Annotated in this window: 19 protein-coding genes; 7 read left to right on the forward strand and 12 right to left on the reverse strand. The window is 62.7% G+C overall.

Features of this window, described 5'->3' with window-relative positions:
* Positions 1-11 precede the first annotated feature (11 nt).
* On the reverse strand, positions 12-1,154 hold the full coding sequence (gene tgt / locus JI749_RS12620; RefSeq protein ID WP_201654388.1) for a tRNA guanosine(34) transglycosylase Tgt: 1,143 nt from the start codon (positions 1,152-1,154) through the stop codon (positions 12-14).
* Between the two features lie 132 nt (positions 1,155-1,286).
* Between tgt and JI749_RS12625 the strand changes: the two genes are divergently transcribed.
* Positions 1,287-1,733: a hypothetical protein gene (locus JI749_RS12625; RefSeq protein WP_201654390.1), complete on the forward strand. Its 447-nt coding sequence runs from the start codon at positions 1,287-1,289 to the stop codon at positions 1,731-1,733.
* On the opposite strand, the gene queA is transcribed toward JI749_RS12625, so the two are convergent.
* A complete protein-coding gene (gene queA / locus JI749_RS12630) occupies positions 1,734-2,822 on the reverse strand; it encodes a tRNA preQ1(34) S-adenosylmethionine ribosyltransferase-isomerase QueA (RefSeq protein ID WP_201654393.1) in 1,089 nt (362 codons plus the stop codon). It abuts the gene before it with no gap.
* 92 nt (positions 2,823-2,914) lie between these two features.
* Here queA and uvsE point away from each other — a divergent pair, with 92 nt between their 5' ends.
* A complete protein-coding gene (uvsE, locus tag JI749_RS12635) occupies positions 2,915-3,952 on the forward strand; it encodes a UV DNA damage repair endonuclease UvsE (protein WP_201654396.1) in 1,038 nt (345 codons plus the stop codon).
* On the opposite strand, the gene JI749_RS12640 is transcribed toward uvsE, so the two are convergent.
* The 6 genes from JI749_RS12640 to JI749_RS12665 form a co-directional block, all read right to left on the reverse strand.
* Positions 3,949-4,350, reverse strand: coding sequence for a hypothetical protein (locus tag JI749_RS12640; protein ID WP_201654399.1), 402 nt, complete (start codon positions 4,348-4,350; stop codon positions 3,949-3,951). The two genes, uvsE and JI749_RS12640, sit on opposite strands and share 4 nt — an antisense overlap.
* A gap of 14 nt (positions 4,351-4,364) precedes the next feature.
* Positions 4,365-4,814, reverse strand: a complete 450-nt coding sequence (locus tag JI749_RS12645; RefSeq protein ID WP_201662801.1) for a DMT family transporter — start codon at positions 4,812-4,814, stop codon at positions 4,365-4,367.
* Positions 4,815-4,903: 89 nt separating this feature from the next.
* On the reverse strand, positions 4,904-5,383 hold the full coding sequence (locus JI749_RS12650) for a peptidylprolyl isomerase (RefSeq protein WP_201654402.1): 480 nt from the start codon (positions 5,381-5,383) through the stop codon (positions 4,904-4,906).
* A gap of 93 nt (positions 5,384-5,476) precedes the next feature.
* A complete protein-coding gene (locus tag JI749_RS12655) occupies positions 5,477-6,064 on the reverse strand; it encodes a peptidylprolyl isomerase (protein WP_201654405.1) in 588 nt (195 codons plus the stop codon).
* Entirely contained in the window at positions 6,061-6,555 is a 495-nt protein-coding gene (coaD, locus tag JI749_RS12660) for a pantetheine-phosphate adenylyltransferase (protein ID WP_201654408.1), read from the reverse strand. Before coaD ends, JI749_RS12655 begins: the two co-directional genes overlap by 4 nt.
* Positions 6,556-6,625: 70 nt before the next feature.
* Positions 6,626-7,243 (reverse strand): LysE family translocator, encoded by a 618-nt coding sequence (locus JI749_RS12665; protein ID WP_201654411.1) that lies wholly within the window; start codon positions 7,241-7,243, stop codon positions 6,626-6,628.
* Between the two features lie 246 nt (positions 7,244-7,489).
* On the opposite strand from JI749_RS12665, the gene JI749_RS12670 reads away from it, so the two are divergent.
* Entirely contained in the window at positions 7,490-8,602 is a 1,113-nt protein-coding gene (locus tag JI749_RS12670) for an acyltransferase family protein (RefSeq protein WP_201654414.1), read from the forward strand.
* Positions 8,603-8,823: 221 nt separating this feature from the next.
* The gene (locus tag JI749_RS12675; RefSeq protein WP_201654418.1) at positions 8,824-9,321 is read left to right on the forward strand and encodes a DUF805 domain-containing protein; all 498 of its coding nucleotides are present in this window, start codon (positions 8,824-8,826) and stop codon (positions 9,319-9,321) included.
* A gap of 47 nt (positions 9,322-9,368) precedes the next feature.
* Here the strand turns inward: JI749_RS12675 and gyrA are convergent, their stop codons facing one another.
* The 4 genes from gyrA to JI749_RS12695 form a co-directional block, all read right to left on the reverse strand.
* Entirely contained in the window at positions 9,369-12,116 is a 2,748-nt protein-coding gene (gene gyrA / locus JI749_RS12680; RefSeq protein ID WP_267911644.1) for a DNA gyrase subunit A, read from the reverse strand.
* A 98-nt stretch (positions 12,117-12,214) separates the two neighbouring features.
* Entirely contained in the window at positions 12,215-13,441 is a 1,227-nt protein-coding gene (locus JI749_RS12685; protein ID WP_201654421.1) for an MFS transporter, read from the reverse strand.
* Positions 13,438-14,043, reverse strand: a complete 606-nt coding sequence (locus JI749_RS12690; RefSeq protein WP_233280746.1) for a winged helix-turn-helix domain-containing protein — start codon at positions 14,041-14,043, stop codon at positions 13,438-13,440. The genes JI749_RS12685 and JI749_RS12690 overlap by 4 nt, the downstream gene beginning before the upstream one ends.
* Positions 14,044-14,106: 63 nt before the next feature.
* The gene (locus JI749_RS12695) at positions 14,107-14,517 is read right to left on the reverse strand and encodes a winged helix-turn-helix transcriptional regulator (RefSeq protein ID WP_201654427.1); all 411 of its coding nucleotides are present in this window, start codon (positions 14,515-14,517) and stop codon (positions 14,107-14,109) included.
* 146 nt (positions 14,518-14,663) lie between these two features.
* Here JI749_RS12695 and JI749_RS12700 point away from each other — a divergent pair, with 146 nt between their 5' ends.
* The 3 genes from JI749_RS12700 (at position 14,664) to JI749_RS12710 (ending at position 19,188) form a co-directional block, all read left to right on the forward strand.
* Positions 14,664-15,545, forward strand: coding sequence for an NmrA family NAD(P)-binding protein (locus tag JI749_RS12700; RefSeq protein WP_201654430.1), 882 nt, complete (start codon positions 14,664-14,666; stop codon positions 15,543-15,545).
* 93 nt (positions 15,546-15,638) lie between these two features.
* Positions 15,639-16,685, forward strand: a complete 1,047-nt coding sequence (locus JI749_RS12705) for a S66 family peptidase (RefSeq protein ID WP_201654434.1) — start codon at positions 15,639-15,641, stop codon at positions 16,683-16,685.
* A 112-nt stretch (positions 16,686-16,797) separates the two neighbouring features.
* Positions 16,798-19,188: an efflux RND transporter permease subunit gene (locus tag JI749_RS12710; RefSeq protein ID WP_201654437.1), complete on the forward strand. Its 2,391-nt coding sequence runs from the start codon at positions 16,798-16,800 to the stop codon at positions 19,186-19,188.
* The last annotated feature ends 180 nt before the right edge of the window (positions 19,189-19,368 follow it).

Here is a 19,368-nt window from a genome sequence, read left to right on the forward strand (position 1 = left end):
GTCTTTTTTCCTCAAAGCGGCGGCAGGTCGCCAGCGGCCCATGCCGCGCGCGTCTCTGCCGCAAAATCACTGAAACGGCCGCCCTCGATCGCACCCCGGCAGCCCTGTACCAGTTCTTGATAATAGGCGAGGTTGATCTGGGAAAGGATCATCGCGCCCAAAATCTCTTCTGTCTTAACGAGGTGGTGGAGATAGGCCCGGCTCCAGCGGCGGCAATTTGGGTTGGGCGATGCTTCGTCGATGGGACGGGAATCATCTCTATGCCGTGCATTCTTCAGGTTGATGACGCCGAAGCGGGTATAGACATGGCCATGCCGACCGGCGCGGGTCGGATGCACGCAGTCGAACATATCGATGCCGCGGCCGATGGCGCCCAGGATATCGTCGGGCTTGCCGACGCCCATGAGGTAGCGCGGGCGATCGGTGGGGAGCTCGGGGGTGATCTCCTCGATCACCTTGAACATCACCTCCTGCGGCTCACCGACGGCGAGGCCACCCACGGCATAGCCGTCAAAGCCGATGGACTTGAGCCCCTGGGCTGATCGCGCCCGCAACTCGGCATTGTCGCCGCCCTGCACGATGCCGAACAGCGCGCGATTGCGCTGGTTGTTGAACGCAGTCTTGGAGCGATCGGCCCAGCGGAGCGACAGCTCCATGGCGCGCTCCATCTCCTTGTACTCGGCCGGCAGCTTCAGGCATTCGTCGAGCTGCATGATGATGTCGCTGTCGAGCAGCGTCTGGATTTCGATCGAACGCTCGGGCGTGAGCTCATAGGACGAGCCATCGATATGGGAACGGAAGGTCACGCCCTTTTCGGTCAGCTTGCGCAGCTGGGCCAGCGACATGACCTGGAAGCCGCCGCTGTCGGTCAGGATCGGCCGCTGCCAATCCATGAAATCATGCAGGCCACCCTGGCTGGCAACGCGCTCGGCGCCGGGACGGAGCATCAGGTGGTAGGTATTGCCGAGGAGGATATCGGCACCGGTTTCGCGCACCTGCTCGGGATACATGGCCTTCACCGTGCCGGCAGTGCCGACGGGCATGAAGGCCGGCGTCTGGATGTCGCCGCGTGGCGTATCGATGCGGCCGCGCCGCGCCATGCCATCAGTGGCCGAAAGAGTGAAGGTGACTTGCTTGGTCGATAGGTCGTTCATGCGGCGCGTTCTATCGGGTTGTGCGCTGACCCACAATGGACCCGATCACATGCCGTCGGTCCGATTTTTGCCATGGTCTGCTGGCCGACTGCGTCCAGGCAATTCGATTTTCCAGTCCCGACAGGTATTTGCATGCTTCGCATTTCGACCGCTGCCCTCGCCATCAGCTTTGCCCTTGTCGCGCTCCCCGTATCGGCCCAGGACGTTAGCGGACTTGAGGGTCTCTATACCGGTCAAGGTGAAGGTGAATTGACGGTCGATATCAGCCATATCGAGGGCGATCGTTACGACGTTTCGATCAACACGCTGGTGCCGATGGTCGATGATATGCCTGGCTGCGCCGGCGACATCGGCGGCGAGGTGACGATCACGGAGCAAGCCGGACTGCTGCAGGCCGCCAACGAATTCTACGATCCCAATGGCGACACCCCTTCAGCCAAGGCCAAGTTCTGCGAAGTCGCCCTGACCTTCGATGGTGAGGGAAAGCTGGTGATCGAGGAGCGCGACGGCTGCATCAGCTATCACGGCGCCGCCTGCGGCTTCAGCGGCGAACTCATGCATGACGCTGCTGGCCTCTAGCTAGAGTTCGTCGTCCTCAGGCTCGTCCTGGTGTGCGCGCAGCAGCAGTGACGAGTCCCCATATGAATAGAACCGATAGCCCTCTGCGATGGCATGGGCATAGGCGGCCTTCATCACATCCAGGCCCGCAAAGGCGCTGACCAGCATGAACAGCGTCGACTTGGGCAGGTGAAAGTTCGTCATCAGCGCGTCAACGGTGGCGAAGCGGAATCCGGGGGTGATGAAGATGTCGGTGTCGCCCATGAACGGCTGCAGCGTGCCGGTTGCCCGGGACGCGGTTTCCAGCAGCCGGAGACTGGTGGTGCCGACGGCAACCACGCGTCCGCCCAGTGCCTTCTTGACCCGGATGCGCTCCACCGTTGCCTGATCGATCTCGCCCCACTCGGCATGCATGACATGGTCGTCGGTGTCGTCGACCTTCATGGGTAGAAAGGTCCCCGCCCCCACATGCAGCGTCACCCGTTCGATGGTGACGCCCTTGTCGCTGAGCTGCTGGAGCAGGCTTTCGGTGAAATGCAGACCGGCTGTGGGCGCCGCGACCGCGCCATCTTCGGCGGCATAGACCGTCTGGTAGTCTACGAGGTCCCGGTCCTCGACGTCGCGCTTGGCGCCGATATAGGGCGGAAGCGGCATGGCGCCGTGTGACTTGATGGCTTCATCGAGCTGGGCGCCCCCCAGTTCGAATTCGAGCGTGACCTCGCCCGTATCGCCCTTGCCGGCAACCCGGGCCACCAGGGCGTCGGCCTGGCCGTTGCCGAGTTCCAGCCTGTCGAGCAAGGCCAGCTTCTTGGCCGGCCGGGCGAAGGCGCGCCAGGTATGCGCGTCGACGCGCTTATGCAGGTTGAACGAGACGTTGGCGCGGTTCTCACCCCGCACGCGCGTGCCCCGGAGTTCGGCGGGCAGCACTCGGGTGTCGTTGACGACCAGCACATCGCCGGCCTTCAGCAGCCAGAGCAGATCCGTGACATGCCGGTCCGAGAGGCCGACATGGGGGTCGACGACCAGGAGGCGAGCACTGTCGCGCGGTTCGGCCGGGTGCAGGGCGATCAGCTTTTCGGGAAGCTCGAAGTCAAATTCTGAAACACGCATGGAGGCTCGTTAGCATGAGGCAATGGCGGGCGAAATGCCCGGCGCGTGGAACAAGTCATACCGGGGCGGCATTCCGCCGGTGGAGGTAAGCAATGCCACAATTGCCGATGCGCCTGGGCGTTCCCGTCAAGCTATTGGGAAATCCAGAACTCAAGAGCCATGACGCCCGCCGTGCTGCAAGTGCGCCACACCTGCTGACGTCGCTCGGCTATCTCGACGCCATTTTCGACTACCTGCATCACCACCAGATTTCGATGTATCGCATGTCCTCGGACCTGGCCCCCTATGCGACACATCCCGACATGCCGCAGTTTCACAGCATGGTGCGCGACAGTGCGGCAGAGCTGGCCGCAATCGGCAGGAAAGCCCGTGAACTTGATCTGCGGCTGTCGTTCCACCCCAGCCAGTTCATCGTCCTGAACAGTCCCGATCCCGAACTGGTGCGCAAGAGCGCCTGGGACCTGCTGTCCCAGGCCGAAATGCTCGACGCCATGGAACTGGGACCGGAAGCGGTGGTGGTCGTGCATGTCGGCGGGGTCTATGACGATCACATGGCAGCACGGGCGCGCTGGGCGCAAACCTGGCCGACGCTGCCCGAACCCGTGCGCCGCAGGCTCGTGCTCGAACACGACGACCTGCGATTTTCGGCGGCCGACGTCCTATGGCTTCATGGCGAAACCGGCGTACGGCTGATCTTCGACCACCAGCATTTCTGGTGCCTGAACCCCGAGGGTGCCGACATGCGGGAGACGGTGCAGAAGATCCTGGCGACATGGCCCGATGGCGTGCGGCCCAAGGTGCACTTCTCCTCGCCGCGTACCGAATTGCGGCAGCTCGTGCGCAAGGACCGCAAGACTGGTAAGTCGATCACCGTAAACGCCGCGCCCGTCTGGACCGGCCATGCCGACTTCGTCAATCCGTTCGAGTTCATCACCTTCATGCGGGTCGCCGAAGGGCTCGAATTCGATGTCATGCTGGAGGCCAAGTCCAAGGACCTGGCGTTGATCCGGCTGCGGCCCGACCTGGTCCGCTATGCACCCGATGTCGCCATACGGTTCGGACTTTCTCTGTCCGCCCAGGGGAAGTTGGACGCCGAAGAGGCCTTCCTGCTGGCAGTCGAAGGCGCCTAGTCGGACACCGTGCAGGTCACGGTCCAGATGCCACCGCCGCCAACCGACACGCCGCCGGTCACCAGCATGTTGGCGCCTTCACTGACCGTCACGAGACGGATCTGCATGGCCGGCAGGCCGCTGACCTTGCCATCAGCGTCTTTGGCGCGCAGCTCAGCGCCAATGAAATCCTCGCCGGCGTAATGCGCCGAGACGAACTCGCCGCTATGGTCCTCGTGGCCCGGATCGGTCGAAATGCCAAAATCGTCGGTGAGCTGAATTTCCACATGGCCAAATGGTTCTGCCGCTGCCGCGTCGTAGTCGAATGCCAGCGTAATCTCGCCATTAGCATCGGCACACGCATAGTGCTGGGCCGCCTGGGCGGAGGCTGTCGTGAGCAGCAGTACAACAGCAGTCATCGGTAACCGCATGGCTACAATATCCTTATCATCAGCGCGCCGGTGATGAGCAGAACCGCGCCGGCGATGCGCCCCACCGAAATTTCCCGCACGGCCATCCCCATGAAGCCGATCTTATCAAGGAACATGCCGCCCACAAGCTGCCCGGCAACGGAGAGCGCCATGACTGCCGCCGCGCCAATCATGGGCGTCAACATGATGTTGGAGAAAACGTAGAAGGCGCCAAGCACGCCGCCGGCGGCAAAGGTCCAGGGTGCAGGCGCGCCGAAGTTGATCGGCGTATTGGCCAGGTGGCTGTAGATCAGCGCGATGGCCCAGAGCAGGATCGCTCCCGCGACGAACGATACGCCGGCCGCCGCGATCGGGACCCCGAGGTTGCGGCCAAGCTGGGCGTTGATTGGCGCCTGCGTGGCAATGCATGCGCCGGCGACGATGCCCATCAGCGCCCAGAGAACGGTATCCATACGCAAGCAAGGCTCCTGCCGACGTGCCAAACGAAAGACCCCCGGGCAAGGCCCGAGGGTCTGTTGGTGACTAATGCCACGAGTCGCCCTTAGGCGGCGATATCGGCCGCAACCTTGACTGACAGCATCTTGTCCGGGTTGATCACCGGTTCGCCGCGCTTGATCTGATCGACATTCTCCATGCCTTCGATGACCTTGCCCCAAACGGTGTACTGCTTGTTGAGGAAAGGCGCATCGTTGAAGCAGATGAAGAACTGCGAATTGGCCGAATCCGGGTTCTGGGCGCGGGCCATCGAGGCCGTACCGCGGACATGGGGCTCGGCGTTGAATTCCTGCTTCAGGTCGGGGTATTTCGAGCCGCCGGTGCCGCGACCCTGCGGGCAGCCGGTCTGGGCCATGAAGCCGTCGATCACGCGGTGGAAGACGATGCCGTCATAGAAGCCCTCGCGCGCCAGCTTCTTGATATGGGCAACGTGGTTCGGCGCCAGGTCCGGGCGCATGGCGATGACCACCTTGCCCTTGGTGGTTTCGATGACGAGGGTGTTTTCCGGATCGGCGTAATCGGCCATTTTTGCAACTTTCAGTTGGAATTTGTGGCCCGCATGTAGGCCGAATGGGCGGATGGTGCAAGACGCGCCGCACCACCCCCAGCTGGCTGGATCTTACTTGTATTCGATCTTGGCGCTGATGATCTGGTCGGGATTGGCCACGGCGCCGTTCTGGTCAGCGGGACCCTTTTCAAGCGCATCCACCAGGTCCATGCCGCTGACGACCTTGCCGAAAACGGTGTACTGGCCGTCCAGGAAGCTGGCATCGGCCGTGGTAATGAAGAACTGCGAGTTGAACGAGTTCGGGTCCTGCGAGCGGGCCGCACCGAGCACGCCGCGCTGGAAGCTCTCGGCGTTGAACTCGGCTTCGACGTCCGGCAGGTCGGAACCGCCCATGCCGGCCATGGAGAGATCGAATGAAGGGCCACCGGTCTTGCCGAACTTGACGTCGCCGGTCTGGGCCATGAAGCCGTCGATCACGCGATGGAATACCACGCCGTTATAGGCGCCTTCTTCGGTCAGCTTGATGACGCGCTCGACATGCTTGGGCGCAAGAGCAGGCAGCAGTTCGATATCGACATCGCCGCCCTTGATGGTGAGGATCAGGTGGGGCGTGCCGGTCTGGGCGATGGAGGGCACGGCGGACAGCGCCGCAGCGCCGATGACGAGGGCGCCGAACAGGCGACGGGTAAGGGCGGTCATTTGCTTTTCAGGGCCTTGAGAACGATCTGGGGAACAAAGGCGGAGATATCGCCGCCCATTTCAGCGATCTGGCGCACCAATGTGGCCGAGATATGCCGCACCGGCGGGCTCGAGGGCAGAAACACCGTCTGCAGGTCCGGCGCCATCTGCGCATTCATACCCACCATCTGCATCTCGTAATTGTAGTCGGTGGTGTCGCGCAGGCCGCGGATGATCAGCTTGGCGCCATGCTCGCGGGCGGCATTGACCATCAGGCCCGAGAAATCGACGATCTTGAACTCCGTATCGGTCCGCTTGCCGACCGGCGCCAGCACCTGCTCGAGAATGGTGATGCGATCCTGGTGGGCAAAGAGCGGGTTCTTCTTGGTCGCGCTGATGCCTACGGCCACCACCAGCGTGTCGACCAGCTTGCAGGCCCGCTCGATGACATCGAGATGACCATTGGTCAGCGGATCGAATGAGCCGGGATAAAACCCAACCAGCCTGCCCATGACGCTTCTCCCCGTTATTGTTGGCAGGGTTTTGTCATGCAGCCAGAGTCATGGCAAGGCGGGCGAGGTTTCACGCCCGCTTCTGCAGCGCCAGCCAGATGCCACCCGCCATCAGGATGACACCGGACACCCGGTTGAGCAGGCGGACCCGTGCGACCGACAGCAGGTGGCGGGCTTGCCCGGCAGCAAAGGCGTAAACGCTGTCACTCACGGCCGCCACAGCCAGGCAAATGAGGCCCAGGGTGATGATCTGGCCGAAGGCCGGGCGCGTGAGATCAACGAATTGCGGCAGAAAGGCGCTGAGGAACAGCAGCGTCTTGGGGTTCGACCAATTGGTCAGCGCCCCCTGCCAGATGTAGCGGCCAATCGGCAGGCGATCGCCGTCGGCCATGGCCAACTGGCCGTTCGATCGGAACATCTTCCAGCCGATCCAGATCAGGTAGGCCGCGCCCGCCAGCTTGATGATCTCGAAGGCGCCTGAGACCAGCGTCATAACCGCCTCGAGGCCCACCGCGACGATGAAGACCATGCTGATCATGCTCAATGCCGTGCCCAGGATGGTGAACAGCCCTGCCCGCGTCCCGCCCGCCAGCGAATTGGCGATCACGATGGAAACGGATGGCCCCGGAATGACGGCGAAGAGCAGGCAGGCGAGCACGTAAGGCAGGATGATGGCGGCTTCGATCATGGCAGGAACTCCCTCAGATCGAAGCAAGCCACCGAGGGCCCGACTTTGCAAGGGCGTCCCGCAAAGCGGCAATCCGGTAAAACCTTAACCACTTGCGCCATCAAAAAATTAGGCGGTGCCAAGTATTGGCAGCCCTGCCGTGACTGCTTCTCGGTGACCTCGTTCAATTCTGTCTAGTCCACGTATAGCTCATCTTGTGAGCGCTATTGTGCGTGTGTATCAGTGCTGGCAGCTTAGGGAGGCAGGATGTCGAGGATTACCGAACCCCAATCTGTCTTCCTGGATGCTCTACGCGGCTTGAGCGCCCTCGCGGTCCTTATCGGACACGCTTTCTCAATGTTGCCATGGCACCCTGCACTAGGTGTGAAATATCCAATTCAGAGTTACGCGGTAGCGGTATTCTTCATCCTGTCCGGGTTCTTGATCGGCCGGAACACAATGTCGAGGTCAGCAACTTATTCGCTGTCAGAATACCTGATTGACCGGTTTGCCCGAATTTTCTTGGCTTTTGTTCCCGCGCTCATTTTCGTCGCTGTTGCCGACCATTTCGTGACAGCAATCTACGGCCAGATAGCCAATGCCACCAATACTGACGCTACGTTTGCTGCAAATCTGCTTATGTTGCAGCATACCCCCTTTGACAGGTATTTCGACTGGTTGCCCAGGTTCCAGCCTTACGGTACCGGCCGCCCGTTCTGGACTATCGCCGTTGAGTGGTGGTTGTATGTCCTGTTTGGGATCGCGTTCTTCGCCAGCCGAACGAGCGTTCGCGAGCGAATGGTGGCACTAGTTCTTGTGGCTCCGGCTGCCTCGGTTGTTCTTTATTTCACTGCGTGGGAAAGCATCGCTTGGGTATGGATTTCAAGCGCCGCACTGGGGATACTCTATGCGATTATGCCGGCCCCGACCCATCAAAGGTACCTTTCAATTGGTTTTGCGGCACTGCTGGCTCTCGGAGCACTGATCTACCGCTTCAAGCGTCTCGATCTTGCTCCGACCATGAACTTCTATGATTTGCAGCTCATCATGCTGACGTCGCTGCTGTTCGGGTTGGCACTTCTTCTGGTCAACTGGCCTCCGATCGCAAGCACTTTGGTCTCGAGCAAGCGACTGTGGACATGGCTTGCTGCAATCTCTTACTCACTCTACCTGACCCATAACACGGTTATGACAATCGTCATTCGAGTGGTTGGTGGCCCGGGATGGCCTGCGGTTGTCCTCACCTGCCTTGCCAGCGTCGCCGTCGCCATCTTGTTCACCTGGGGGCTTGATCGCCACCACAAGGCGGTTGGCACCTGGCTTAAGGATCGCCTTGCATTAAAGCATGTGGGGCGTAGGCCCTCTGCGAGCTCTGCCTGATCTGGGCCCTATTGCCGACCCACGCCATGCAGTGGATCGCTCCCGGTCCCGCCCACCAGCAACTTACGGTACTGTAGGTTGGCGATCGTCTTGCGACGCCGCGACTTTGCAAGAGCGTCCCGCAAAGCGGCAATCCGGTAAAACCTTAACCACTTGCGCCATCAAAAAATTAGGCGGTGCCAAATACTAGTGTGGGCAACAACACATCCGAGGGGACATGGATGGGCTCCTACTTCGACGGCATGCTGCGATACTTCGAGCTTTCGGGCCGAAGCACGCGCATGCAGTACTGGATGTTCTTCCTGATCCAGTTCGTCCTGCTGGTGCTGGCCGTCGTCGCCGACTATCAGCTCGGTGGATTTGCCCATCCCAAATATCCGCAAGCCCCGCTGACCCTGTTCGTCATCTTCGTGCACGCGGTGCCCGCCATCACCGTCAGTGTGCGCCGGCTGCATGACATCGGCAAATCCGGTGCCTGGTACCTGCTCAATTTCGTACCGTTCGGCGGTGTCGTGCTGTTGTTCTGGGCGTGCTGCGCGTCCGAACCGGGTCGCAATATTTATGATGATACCGAGCCTAGTCGTTACGAACCGCGCGGTGGAAGGCCCGCGCGACAGGCCCAGACGACAATTCCGCGCGCCGTCCGCATGGGCAGTGGCGCCACCCGCCCACCGTCACCAACCTATGATGGCCTCAGCGCGCCCGAGCGCTTCATCTAGACCTTTGAGGGTCGCAAAAAACCAAGGGGCGCCGAAGCGCCCCTTTTCTATTCTGCTGCCGGCGCCTCCGGCGCTTCGGGCACATCGTCCTCGCTTTCCGGCTCCTTGATGTGCTCGACGGACATGACCTTCTCGCCTTCTGCCGTATCGAACACGATCACGCCCTGGCTGCCACGGCTGACGATCCGGATCGGCTTGTCACCACCGACCGGCAGGCGGATGGTCTGACCGCCATCGCTGATCAGCATGATCTGGTCGGTATCCTCCACGGGGAAGCTGGAGACCAGGTTGCCGTTGCGCTTGTTGACCGCCATGGCCACGATGCCCTTACCGCCGCGCCCGGTGATCCGGTATTCATGGCTCGAGGTGCGCTTGCCATAGCCGTTTTCCGAGATGGTCAGGATGAACTGCTCGGTGGCGCTCATCTGCGCATAGCGCTCCTGGCTCAGTTCGCCGGCAACGACATCGCCCTCGTCAGAGCCATTGTCCTCTTCGGCGCCTTCGCCACGTACCGCCCGGCTCATCTTGAGATAGGCCGCGCGCTCTTCGGCCGAAGCGTCAGAGTGGTTGATCACGGCCATGGAGATGACCACGTCACCTTCGGCCAGGGCGATGCCGCGCACGCCCATCGAATCGCGGCCCTTGAACACGCGGACGTCGTCCACCGGGAAGCGGATCGCCTGGCCCATTGCGGTGGTCAGCAGCACGTCATCATTGGCGGTTGCGGTCTCGACGCCGACAATCTGGTCCCCCTCGTCCAGCTTCATGGCGATCTTGCCGTTCTGGCGCACCTCGACGAAGTCGGCCAGCGAGTTGCGGCGCACCGTGCCCCGCGTCGTGGCGAACATGATGTCTAGATTGCCCCAGCTCGTCTCGTCCTCGGGCAGCGGCATGATGGTGGTCAGCCGTTCGCCCTGCTCGAGCGGCAGGATGTTGATCAGCGCCTTGCCACGCGCATTGGCCTGGGCCAGCGGCAGGCGCCACACCTTGAGCTTGTAGGCAATGCCGCGGTCGGTGAAGAACAGCACCGGCGTGTGGGTGTTGGCGACGAACAGACGCGACACGAAGTCCTCGTCCCGCGTGGCCATGCCCGAGCGGCCCTTGCCGCCCCGGTTCTGCGCCCGATAGGTCGAGAGCGGCACGCGCTTGATGTAACCCTCGTGCGACACGGTCACCACCATGTCTTCTCGGGCAATCAGGTCCTCGTCTTCGAAGTCACCGACAGCGTCCGTGATTTCCGTGCGGCGGGGGCTGGCGAACTGGTCCTTGATCTCGGTGAGCTCGGTGCGGATGATTTCGACCACGCGTTCCCTGCTGCGCAGGATTTCGAGATAGTCCTCGATCTCGGTGCCCAGGCCGTTGAGCTCGTCGCCGATTTCGTCGCGACCAAGCGCCGTGAGGCGGGCTAGGCGCAGTTCGAGAATGGCGCGGGCCTGCTCTTCGGACAGGTTGAAGGTGCCGTCCTCGTTGATGCGGTGGCGCGGATCGTCGATCAGGGCAATCAGCGGCGCCACATCCTTGGCCGGCCAGCGGCGGGTCATCAACTGTTCGCGCGCCGTTGCCGGATCGGGCGCCGTGCGGATCAGCGCAATGACCTCGTCGATATTGGCGACGGCCACGGCCAGGCCGACCAGGATATGGGCACGGTCGCGGGCCTTGTTGAGCAGGAAGCGGGCGCGACGCGTAACCACCTGGTGACGGAAGTCGATGAACGCTTCCAGCATTTCGCGCAAGTTCATCAATTGCGGCTTGCCGCCATTGAGCGCGACGAAGTTGCAGCCGAACGAACTCTGTAGCGCGGTGAAGCGATAGAGCTGGTTGAGCACCACGTCCGGCAGCGCATCGCGCTTGATCTCGATGACCACGCGCATGCCTTCGCGCGAGCTTTCGTCGCGCATGTCGGCAATGCCCTCGATGCGCTTGTCGCGCACCAGTTCGGCAATCTTCTCGACCAAAGCGGCCTTGTTTACCTGATAGGGCAGCTCGGTGACGATGAGCGCCTCGCGCTCCTTGCGGATTTCTTCCACCGCGACGCGGCCACGCACCAGGATGGAACCGCGGCCGGTCTCGTAGGCGGCGCGAATGCCCGAGCGGCCCAGGATGATGCCGCCGGTCGGGAAATCCGGGCCGGGCAGCACTTCCATCAGCTCTTCGGTGGTCACCAGCGGGTTGTCGAGCACCTTGAGTGCGGCATCGATGGTCTCGGCCAGATTGTGGGTCGGCACGTTGGTGGCCATGCCGACCGCGATGCCGCTGCCGCCGTTGACCAGCATGTTGGGGAAGCGTGCCGGCAACACCGTCGGCTCATGTTCGGAGCCGTCATAGTTGTCCTTGAAGTCCACCGTGTCCTTGTCGAGGTCGTCGAGCAAGGCGTTGGTGATCTTCTGCATGCGCACTTCGGTGTAGCGCATCGCGGCCGGCATATCGCCGTCGACCGAGCCGAAATTGCCCTGGCCTTCTACGAGGAGTTCTCCCATGGAGAAATCCTGCGCCATGCGCACCAAGGCCATGTAAACGGCCTGGTCGGAGTGCGGATGGTACTTACCGATCACGTCGCCGACGACACGGGCCGACTTGCGATAGGGCTTGTTGTACTCGTAGCCATTCTCGTTCATCGAGAACAGGATGCGCCTGTGCACCGGCTTGAGACCGTCGCGCACGTCGGGCAGCGCGCGGCTGACGATCACGCTCATCGCGTAATCGAGGTACGATTTCCGCATCTCGTCGGTGATGGCAATCAGCGAAATGTCGGAGGGCGGCAGGCCGCCAGTTCCGTTCTGAGGCGTATCGGTCACTGGGGTGATTCTTGGTTGTTCGAACTAGCCGATATGTAGGCGATTCCGCCCGGAATTGCTAATTTCGGGCCCCAAGCCTGTGGGTAAGCCCTGTGCCGTCACGCTTGCGGGAGTGGCCGTCGCTGCATCTGGCGGAAGCTGGGCACGATCAGGGGCGAAAGCGCGGCCAGCAGATACAGCGAGGCACTCACACCAAGTGCGGCAGCAATGCCCCACTGGTCGATCAGCAGACCGGCATAGAGACCCCCAAAGGGCATCAATGCCCACGCGACGGCGCCAACCAATGCGGTTACCCTGCCCACCATGGGCCCCGGGATGCGCTCGAACAGGATCGCGCCAAGGATCGGGTTGATGAAGCCGGCCGACAGGCCGCCGATCACCAGGGCCGACAGGATAGCGGGCAGCGGCAGGTTGAGTGCGAAGACTGTGAACGCCAGCGGCCCTGCGCAGATGAAGCCGAGCGTATAAAGAAGCAGTCGCGGGAGGCGCTCGCCTATTGCCGCTGCAATGCCTGCCCCCGCGATGGCACCTGCCGAGAACGTTGCGAGGAGTATGCCAACCCAGCTGACATCGAGCCCCGCCGATTGCACCCAGACCGGGAGCATGACCATGGCATAGGCCTGGTCGAAGAGGTTGGTGATGGCGATCATGATCACAAGACTGCGCAGCACCGGGTCCTGACTCAAAACGCGCCAGCCGTCGACGAATTCGGCGCGATAACTGGTGGCAACATCCGGCTTGGGGGCGGTGGCGAGGTGGCGCGGCACGCCGAGTGCGACCACCAGGCCGGAAAGGCCGAAGGCCGCCGCATTGGCGAGGAGAGCGGGTGCGGGCCCCAGCAGCGCGATCAAGGCGCCGGCGCTGGCAGCGCCCAGCGTGCCCGCCAGCCGATCGCTGGCGCCCATGACGCCGGTGACACGTTCCAGCGACACCGCGCCTATCCTGGCAATGTCGGGCACCAAAGCCTGCTTGGCGGCATCGGACGGTGCCCGGAGGACGCCGATGAGAGCGACGGCAGGCAAGAGCGTCCAGAGGGAGAGCAGCCCTAGCCAAAACAGCACCGGCACCAGCACAACCGCCATCGTCGAAAGCGCATCGGACCAGATGCATATGCGCCTGGCGCTTAGACGATCGATCAGCGGTCCACCCAGCGCCTTGGCCAGCACGTAGGGCAGCATTTCGGCGAAGCCCACCAGCCCCGTCAAAACCGGGCTGCCGGTTGTCGTCAGCACCAGCCACGGAATGGCTATTGTCGACAGCCGCGTGCCCCCGATCGAGATGACGCTGGCAGTCGAAAGCGCGATGAGCGGGATGTGCCTGCTCATGGCTCGACGCTCCCCTCGGGTGGGCGGGGAAAGCCGTGGAGGATGACGGCAAAGGGCTCGACCCCGTCTGGATACGGGCCTCCCATCGGCGGGGCCGACCGCATCGCCTCCCACAGCAGGTCCTGCAGCTTCTTGACCAGCGCTTCGGCCTGCCCCGAGGTCAGCGGGATATAGTAGTCGCTGATCGTGGACGCCTTGCGCCATTCCGGACTGAGATTGACCTGGTTGCGGAGCGCGCTCTGCATCTGCATGATCTGCCAGTTGAGCGCCGCCTGGCCAAAGGCCATGTCGGCTTCCAGCGCCTCGCCCTCTTTGGGTCCAGCCCCGAAATGGGTCGATTCATGCGCAGCCTTCCACCAGCGGTCCCGGGCATTGCCCCGCCCGGCATCCTCCACGATGAAGGCATGCAGCGCCAACTGGCGAAGGTGGTAGCTCGTGGCACCCGAATTGAGTCCCAGCCTTGTAGCAAGCCCGGAGGCGGTGGCCGGTCCGTCCAGCCGCAGCAAGCTGAGCATGCGTAGCCGCACGGGATGTGCAAGCGCCTTCAGGGCCGAGGGATCAGGCCTGACCTGTCTGATGTCGCGCAGAGAATTCTTGGGCATTGCAGGACCTCCAGAGGCACACATTGCCGTTGCAAACAAATCTTTGCAAATGTTTGTTTGCGATCAGGCTGCCGCCTGCCCGTCGAATTCCAGCCGCGCCTCGTCGATATGGGAATGGTTTTCGCTGGCCCAGGCAATCAGATGGCCAAAAGGCACGATGATCGACGCGCCCAGCGGCGTCAGGCGATACTCGACTGATGGTGGCTTGGTATCGAAGACCTGGCGCGACACCATCCCGTCGCGTTGCAGGTCACGCAGCGTCTGGGTCAGCATCTTCTGTGAGATGTCTGGCACTTCGCGGCGGATCTGATTGAACCGTTTCGGTCCGCTGGCCAGGGTCATCACCAGCAGCATGCTCCACTTGTCGCTGATCTTGTCGAGCACGCCCCGCACCGGACAATCGCCGGAAAGGTCGCCGACGCTGGCGTTCCAGCGCTCGATATAGAGTTCGGCTTCTTCTGACAGGGTGCGCATGGCGGTTACTCCAGGGTGACTTTCTGCGGCGAAAGTGCCTCCTTTCGCCGACCTTCCAAGACGACTAGATAGCACTCTCCATTCGATACTTACTCTCCCAAGGCACCTGCCACAAGGACGAGTTTGTTGCAACAAGGAGAGCTAAAATGGCACAATTTGGGGATCAGACCCTGCTGGTTACGGGCGCAGCAGGCCAGTTCGGTCGCATCGCGGTCGAAGAACTGCTGGCGCGCGGCGCCACCAGGGTCATCGCGGGCACGCGCGACCCGGACAAGCTGGCAGAACTCGCCGCCCGCGGCGTCACCGTACGCAAGGTCGATTTCGACGACGCCGCGAGCCTCGCCTCCGGCTTTGCCGGGGTCGATCGGGTGCTGATCATCAGCACCGATGGCATTGGCAAGCGCGTGGCGCAGCAGACCGCGGCGGTCGCGGCCGCCAAGGCGGCCGGGGTCAAGCACATCGTCTATACCTCCGCGCCGGCCGCGCGGCCCAATGCCGATGCCGGGCTGGCAGCGGAACATTTCTGGACCGAGGTCGCCATTGCCCAGAGCGGGATCGACTTCACTATCCTGCGCGATCACATGTATGCCGAAAACAACCTGATGAGCGCCGCCAACGAGGTGGCCTCGGGCCAGATCTTCGGCTTGATCGGCGATCGCGGCACCGCCTATGTCAGCCGGGCCGACGCTGCGCGCACCGCGGCAGGGGCCCTGCTGACGGCCGAGGGGAAGACCGTGCTTGACGTCACCGGCCCTGCCCCGGTGACCAATGCCGAGCGCGCCGCGCTCTACAGCGAACTGACCGGCAAGACCATCACCAGCATCGCAATCACCCCGCCGGAACTGACTGCCGGCATGGTGGCTGCCGGCTTGCCGGAGGGCTTTGCCCAGGCGTTGGTGGCGTTCCAGGTCGATGCGGTGATCGGCTATCACGGCGCCGTCACGGATGTCGTCGAGCACTTCTCCGGCCGCAAGCCGACGAGCTTTGCCGACTTCCTCGCTGAAAATCGCGCCGCCCTGGGCGCCTGACACGACCGCCCGGCCCTTACCAGGGCCGGGCACCACATAGGCGTGCATGGCAACGCATGCTATCGGTTCCGGATCGCCCCGCCGGTTTCCGCCATGCCCCACCTGATCAAGCCCAAACGCCTCGTTGCCGGCGACATAGTCGCCACTGTTTCCCCGTCGTGGGGTGGACCGGGCGCCCTTCCCCAGCGCTACCAGGCGGGCAAGGCCGCCCTGGAACAGACTTTCGGCGTCAGGGTCGTGGAGATGCCTCACACGCTGGCCCCGCCCGACTGGGTCGCGCATAACCCGCCGGCACGGGCCGATGATCTGATGGCGGCCTTCGCGGATCCGGACATTTCCGGCATCATTGCCACGATCGGCGGCGAGGATTGCATCCGCCTGCTGCCCTTTCTCGATCTCGGCGTCATCGCGGCCAATCCCAAGGTTTTCCTCGGATTCTCCGACACCACGGCCCTGCACCTGGCCTGCTACACGGCGGGCGTGACCTCCTTCTATGGTCCCAGCATCATGGCCGGTTTTGCCGAGAATGGCGGTATGCACGCCTATACGGCCGATAGCGTGCTGCGCACCCTGTTCTCCGGCGAGCCGGCAGGCCTTGTGCCAAACAATACCGAGGGCTGGACGGTTGAGCGCACCGATTGGTCCCTGCCAGGCAATTCGGCGCTAAGGCGGAAGCTTCACCCCGCTGACGCTCCGCGGATCCTGCAAGGATCGGGCATGGCGACAGGCCATCTGCTCGGCGGCTGCGTCGAGGTGCTGGAGATGGCGAAGGGTACGGCATGGTGGCCCGACAAGAGCGCATGGTCGGGTGCGATTCTGTTTCTGGAGACGTCCGAGGAGGCGCCGACGGCCTCCTATATCCGCCATTGTCTGCGCAACTATGCCGCCACGGGGCTTCTGGAAGGTTTGGCGGGCCTCTTGATCGCCAGGGCCGATCCTGGCGAAGGTCCCGGATATCAGGCTGCAATCGAGGCGGCGATCCTGCAGATTCTGGCGGAGGCGGGTCGCACTGACCTGCCGGTGCTGGCGGGGCTCGATTTCGGCCATACCCAGCCCATGCTTACCCTGCCCTATGGCGTGCAGGCCCGCATCGATTGCTCCGCGGCGACGCTCACGATTGTGGAAGCCGGGGTCAACTGACGCGCATAATTGCAACAATTGGCGCCCTAAGCTGGGGCAATCGCGGATGCCTTCGTGACAAACCGGTAGAAGTTGCGCCAATTTGTCGCCGTATTCGCGGAGTCGGGTCTCGGTGTCAGGTTCTTTCTTCAGCCGCCTGTGGGCGCGCTTTGCGTATGATCGATCCATCGGCTTTGGCCTCGAATATATCGGCCTGACCACGCTGCGATATCCGCGCGCCGTCGCCCTTGCCGTGCTCGCCTTTTCCATCCTCTGCTTCACCCAGGTGCCTCGGGCCAATGTCGATGGCGACCTGTTGCGGGTCTACGCCCATTCCGGCCAGTATTACGACGCCTACGAGCATCTGTCGGAAACGTTCGGCACGTTCGAGAACGATGTCTATGTGCTGGTCAACTCGCCGCGGCTGACCGAGCCGGAAACGCTTGAGCGGGTCCGCGAGCTGGCCTTCGACCTCGAGCTCAACGAGTTTGCGGTGGGCACCATGTCGCCCTTCACGCTGCGCAAGCCGGATGGATTGGGTGGCTCCGTGCCGGCCGTTCCTGAAGGCATGGACGATTTCGGCGAGGTCGCGGTTGCACTCAGCGACCTGCAGCAGAACGACCCCATGATGCGCAACCTGATCACGCCCGATCTGAGCGGCGTGGTGCTCATCATGTTCCCCAACCAGGAACTGACTCGCGGTGACGGCACCAAGCGGATGATCGCCTCGCTGCGCGAGACCATCGCGCCCTACCAGGACGAAAATATCTCCATCGAGCTGACCGGACCGCCGATCTGGACCTCGGAAATGCTCAACGCGGCGGTCGACGATCAGGTCAAGTTCACGGTCTGGGGCTTTGGCCTTGGGGCCATCATTGCGCTGCTGGCGCTGCGTTCGCTGCCCGGCGCGCTGCTGGTGGCGGCCACGCCATTCCTCGCCGTCATGTGGACGATGGGCGTCGTGCTGTTCTTTTTCGGCTCGTTCTCGTTCCTCACCATCATCGTCACCACGCTGGTGCTGGTGATCAGCTTTGCCGAGTCGATGTTCTTCGTCTTCAACTGGCTGGCTTACTGGCGCGATGGTATGGAGCCCAACAAGGCGGTCGATGCCACGGTCAAACTGGTCGGTCCCGCTGCCGCGCTGACCATGCTGACGACCTTTGTGAGCTTCGCCTCGCTGGCGCTGACTCCGGGCCAGGGCATCCGAGAATTTTCCATTGCCGGCGCCATCGGCACGCTCCTTCTTTTCGTCTGCCTGATGACCTTCCTGCCGCTGATGCTCAAGGCGGCTGTTCGCCTGGGTTTCAAGGCGCCCAAGCGAAGCAGCCTGGTGCTGACGGCTCCCCTGCCCCTGAGCTGGTTCATCGCCAGCCGCTTCGGGCGGCAACTGTCGATCCTGGCGATCGTGGTCACCGTGCTGTTGCTCATCCCCTATGGTTTGATCCGGCCGCATTTCTCGTTCGAGGATTTCGTCGCCAAGGATTCAACCGCGCTCACCGCGGCCGAAGAGATCGACAGCGGCGTGGGCGGAGTGGCGCCGCTCTATGTCCGCGTGCCGCTGCAGGACAATGATCCCAACGTGACACCGCGCGATTTCGAGACCGTTCGAAAGGTGCACGAGATCCTCGAAAGCCACTTGGGCCAGAACAAGGTCATCTCTGCTGCCAGTATGACCAACTACACCGAGACCGGCTTCACCCGCGAAGAGGTGTTCGAGGCGGTCGGGCCGTTCATGCGCAAGCGCTTCGTGACCGATGACGGCAGCCAGGCGCTCGTCACCGGCTTCATGCCGACAATCATCGATTCCGAAGCGCTCAAGCAGCTGGTCGAGGACGTGACGGCAGAAATGCGCGCGGCCGGCATTGACGGCGCCGAGATCGGCGGCTTCCGCATCCTGACCACCTTTGCCACCGACCAGATCGTATCGGGCCTGCAGCTCGATCTGACGCTCTCGGTGCTGGTCAACCTGGGGCTGATCGGCTTTGCCTTCCAGTCCTTCCGGGTGGCACTGGCCTCGGCCATCCCCAACCTGTTCCCGGTGCTGGGCACCGAGGCCTGGCTCTATTTCACCGGCCAGGGACTGCAACTGACGACGGTCATTGCTCTAACCATCGCCTTCGGTATTGCGGTGGACGATACCGTGCACTTCCTGTCGCACTACCTGCATTCGCGCCGCGAGGAAAAACGGCCACATCTGGAAGCGGTCAAGCACACGCTTGATCGCATTGGTGGCGCCATCGTCGCCACCACCATCATCCTGTGTTCGGGCGTGGTGATCGTTACCTTCTCGGAACTGCCGCAGGTGGCCTTGTTCGGCACGCTGTTCGTCTCGACCCTCGCCTTCGCGGTCATCGGCGACCTGTTTATCCTGCCGGCTCTGCTGGCGGCCGGGGGCAAGTTCTTCCATCCCCTGGGCAAGATCAGGGTACGGACGGCGGATCATGACGCGACCCCCGACGATCCCACCGGCGATACAGTCACCGGCGACGGTGGCACGGAGGGCGGACAGCCCCATTCTGGTTAGGTCGGGCGCTTGCGGGCTCGAGCGGCGCCCGCTTACATAATGCCTGTGTTGATTCTGCCGCACTGCCCCCGCAAACCGGGGTTTCCAGGCGGTCAACTTGTCGAGAAGCTGGACGGCAATCATGCCGATCTTGATATGGGTTAGATGGAATCTGCGTGGGCGCATGATGACAAAATCTGC

Origin of the sequence: Devosia oryziradicis (assembly GCF_016698645.1) — a bacterium.
In the GTDB taxonomy this organism is placed as follows: Bacteria; Pseudomonadota; Alphaproteobacteria; order Rhizobiales; family Devosiaceae; genus Devosia; species Devosia oryziradicis.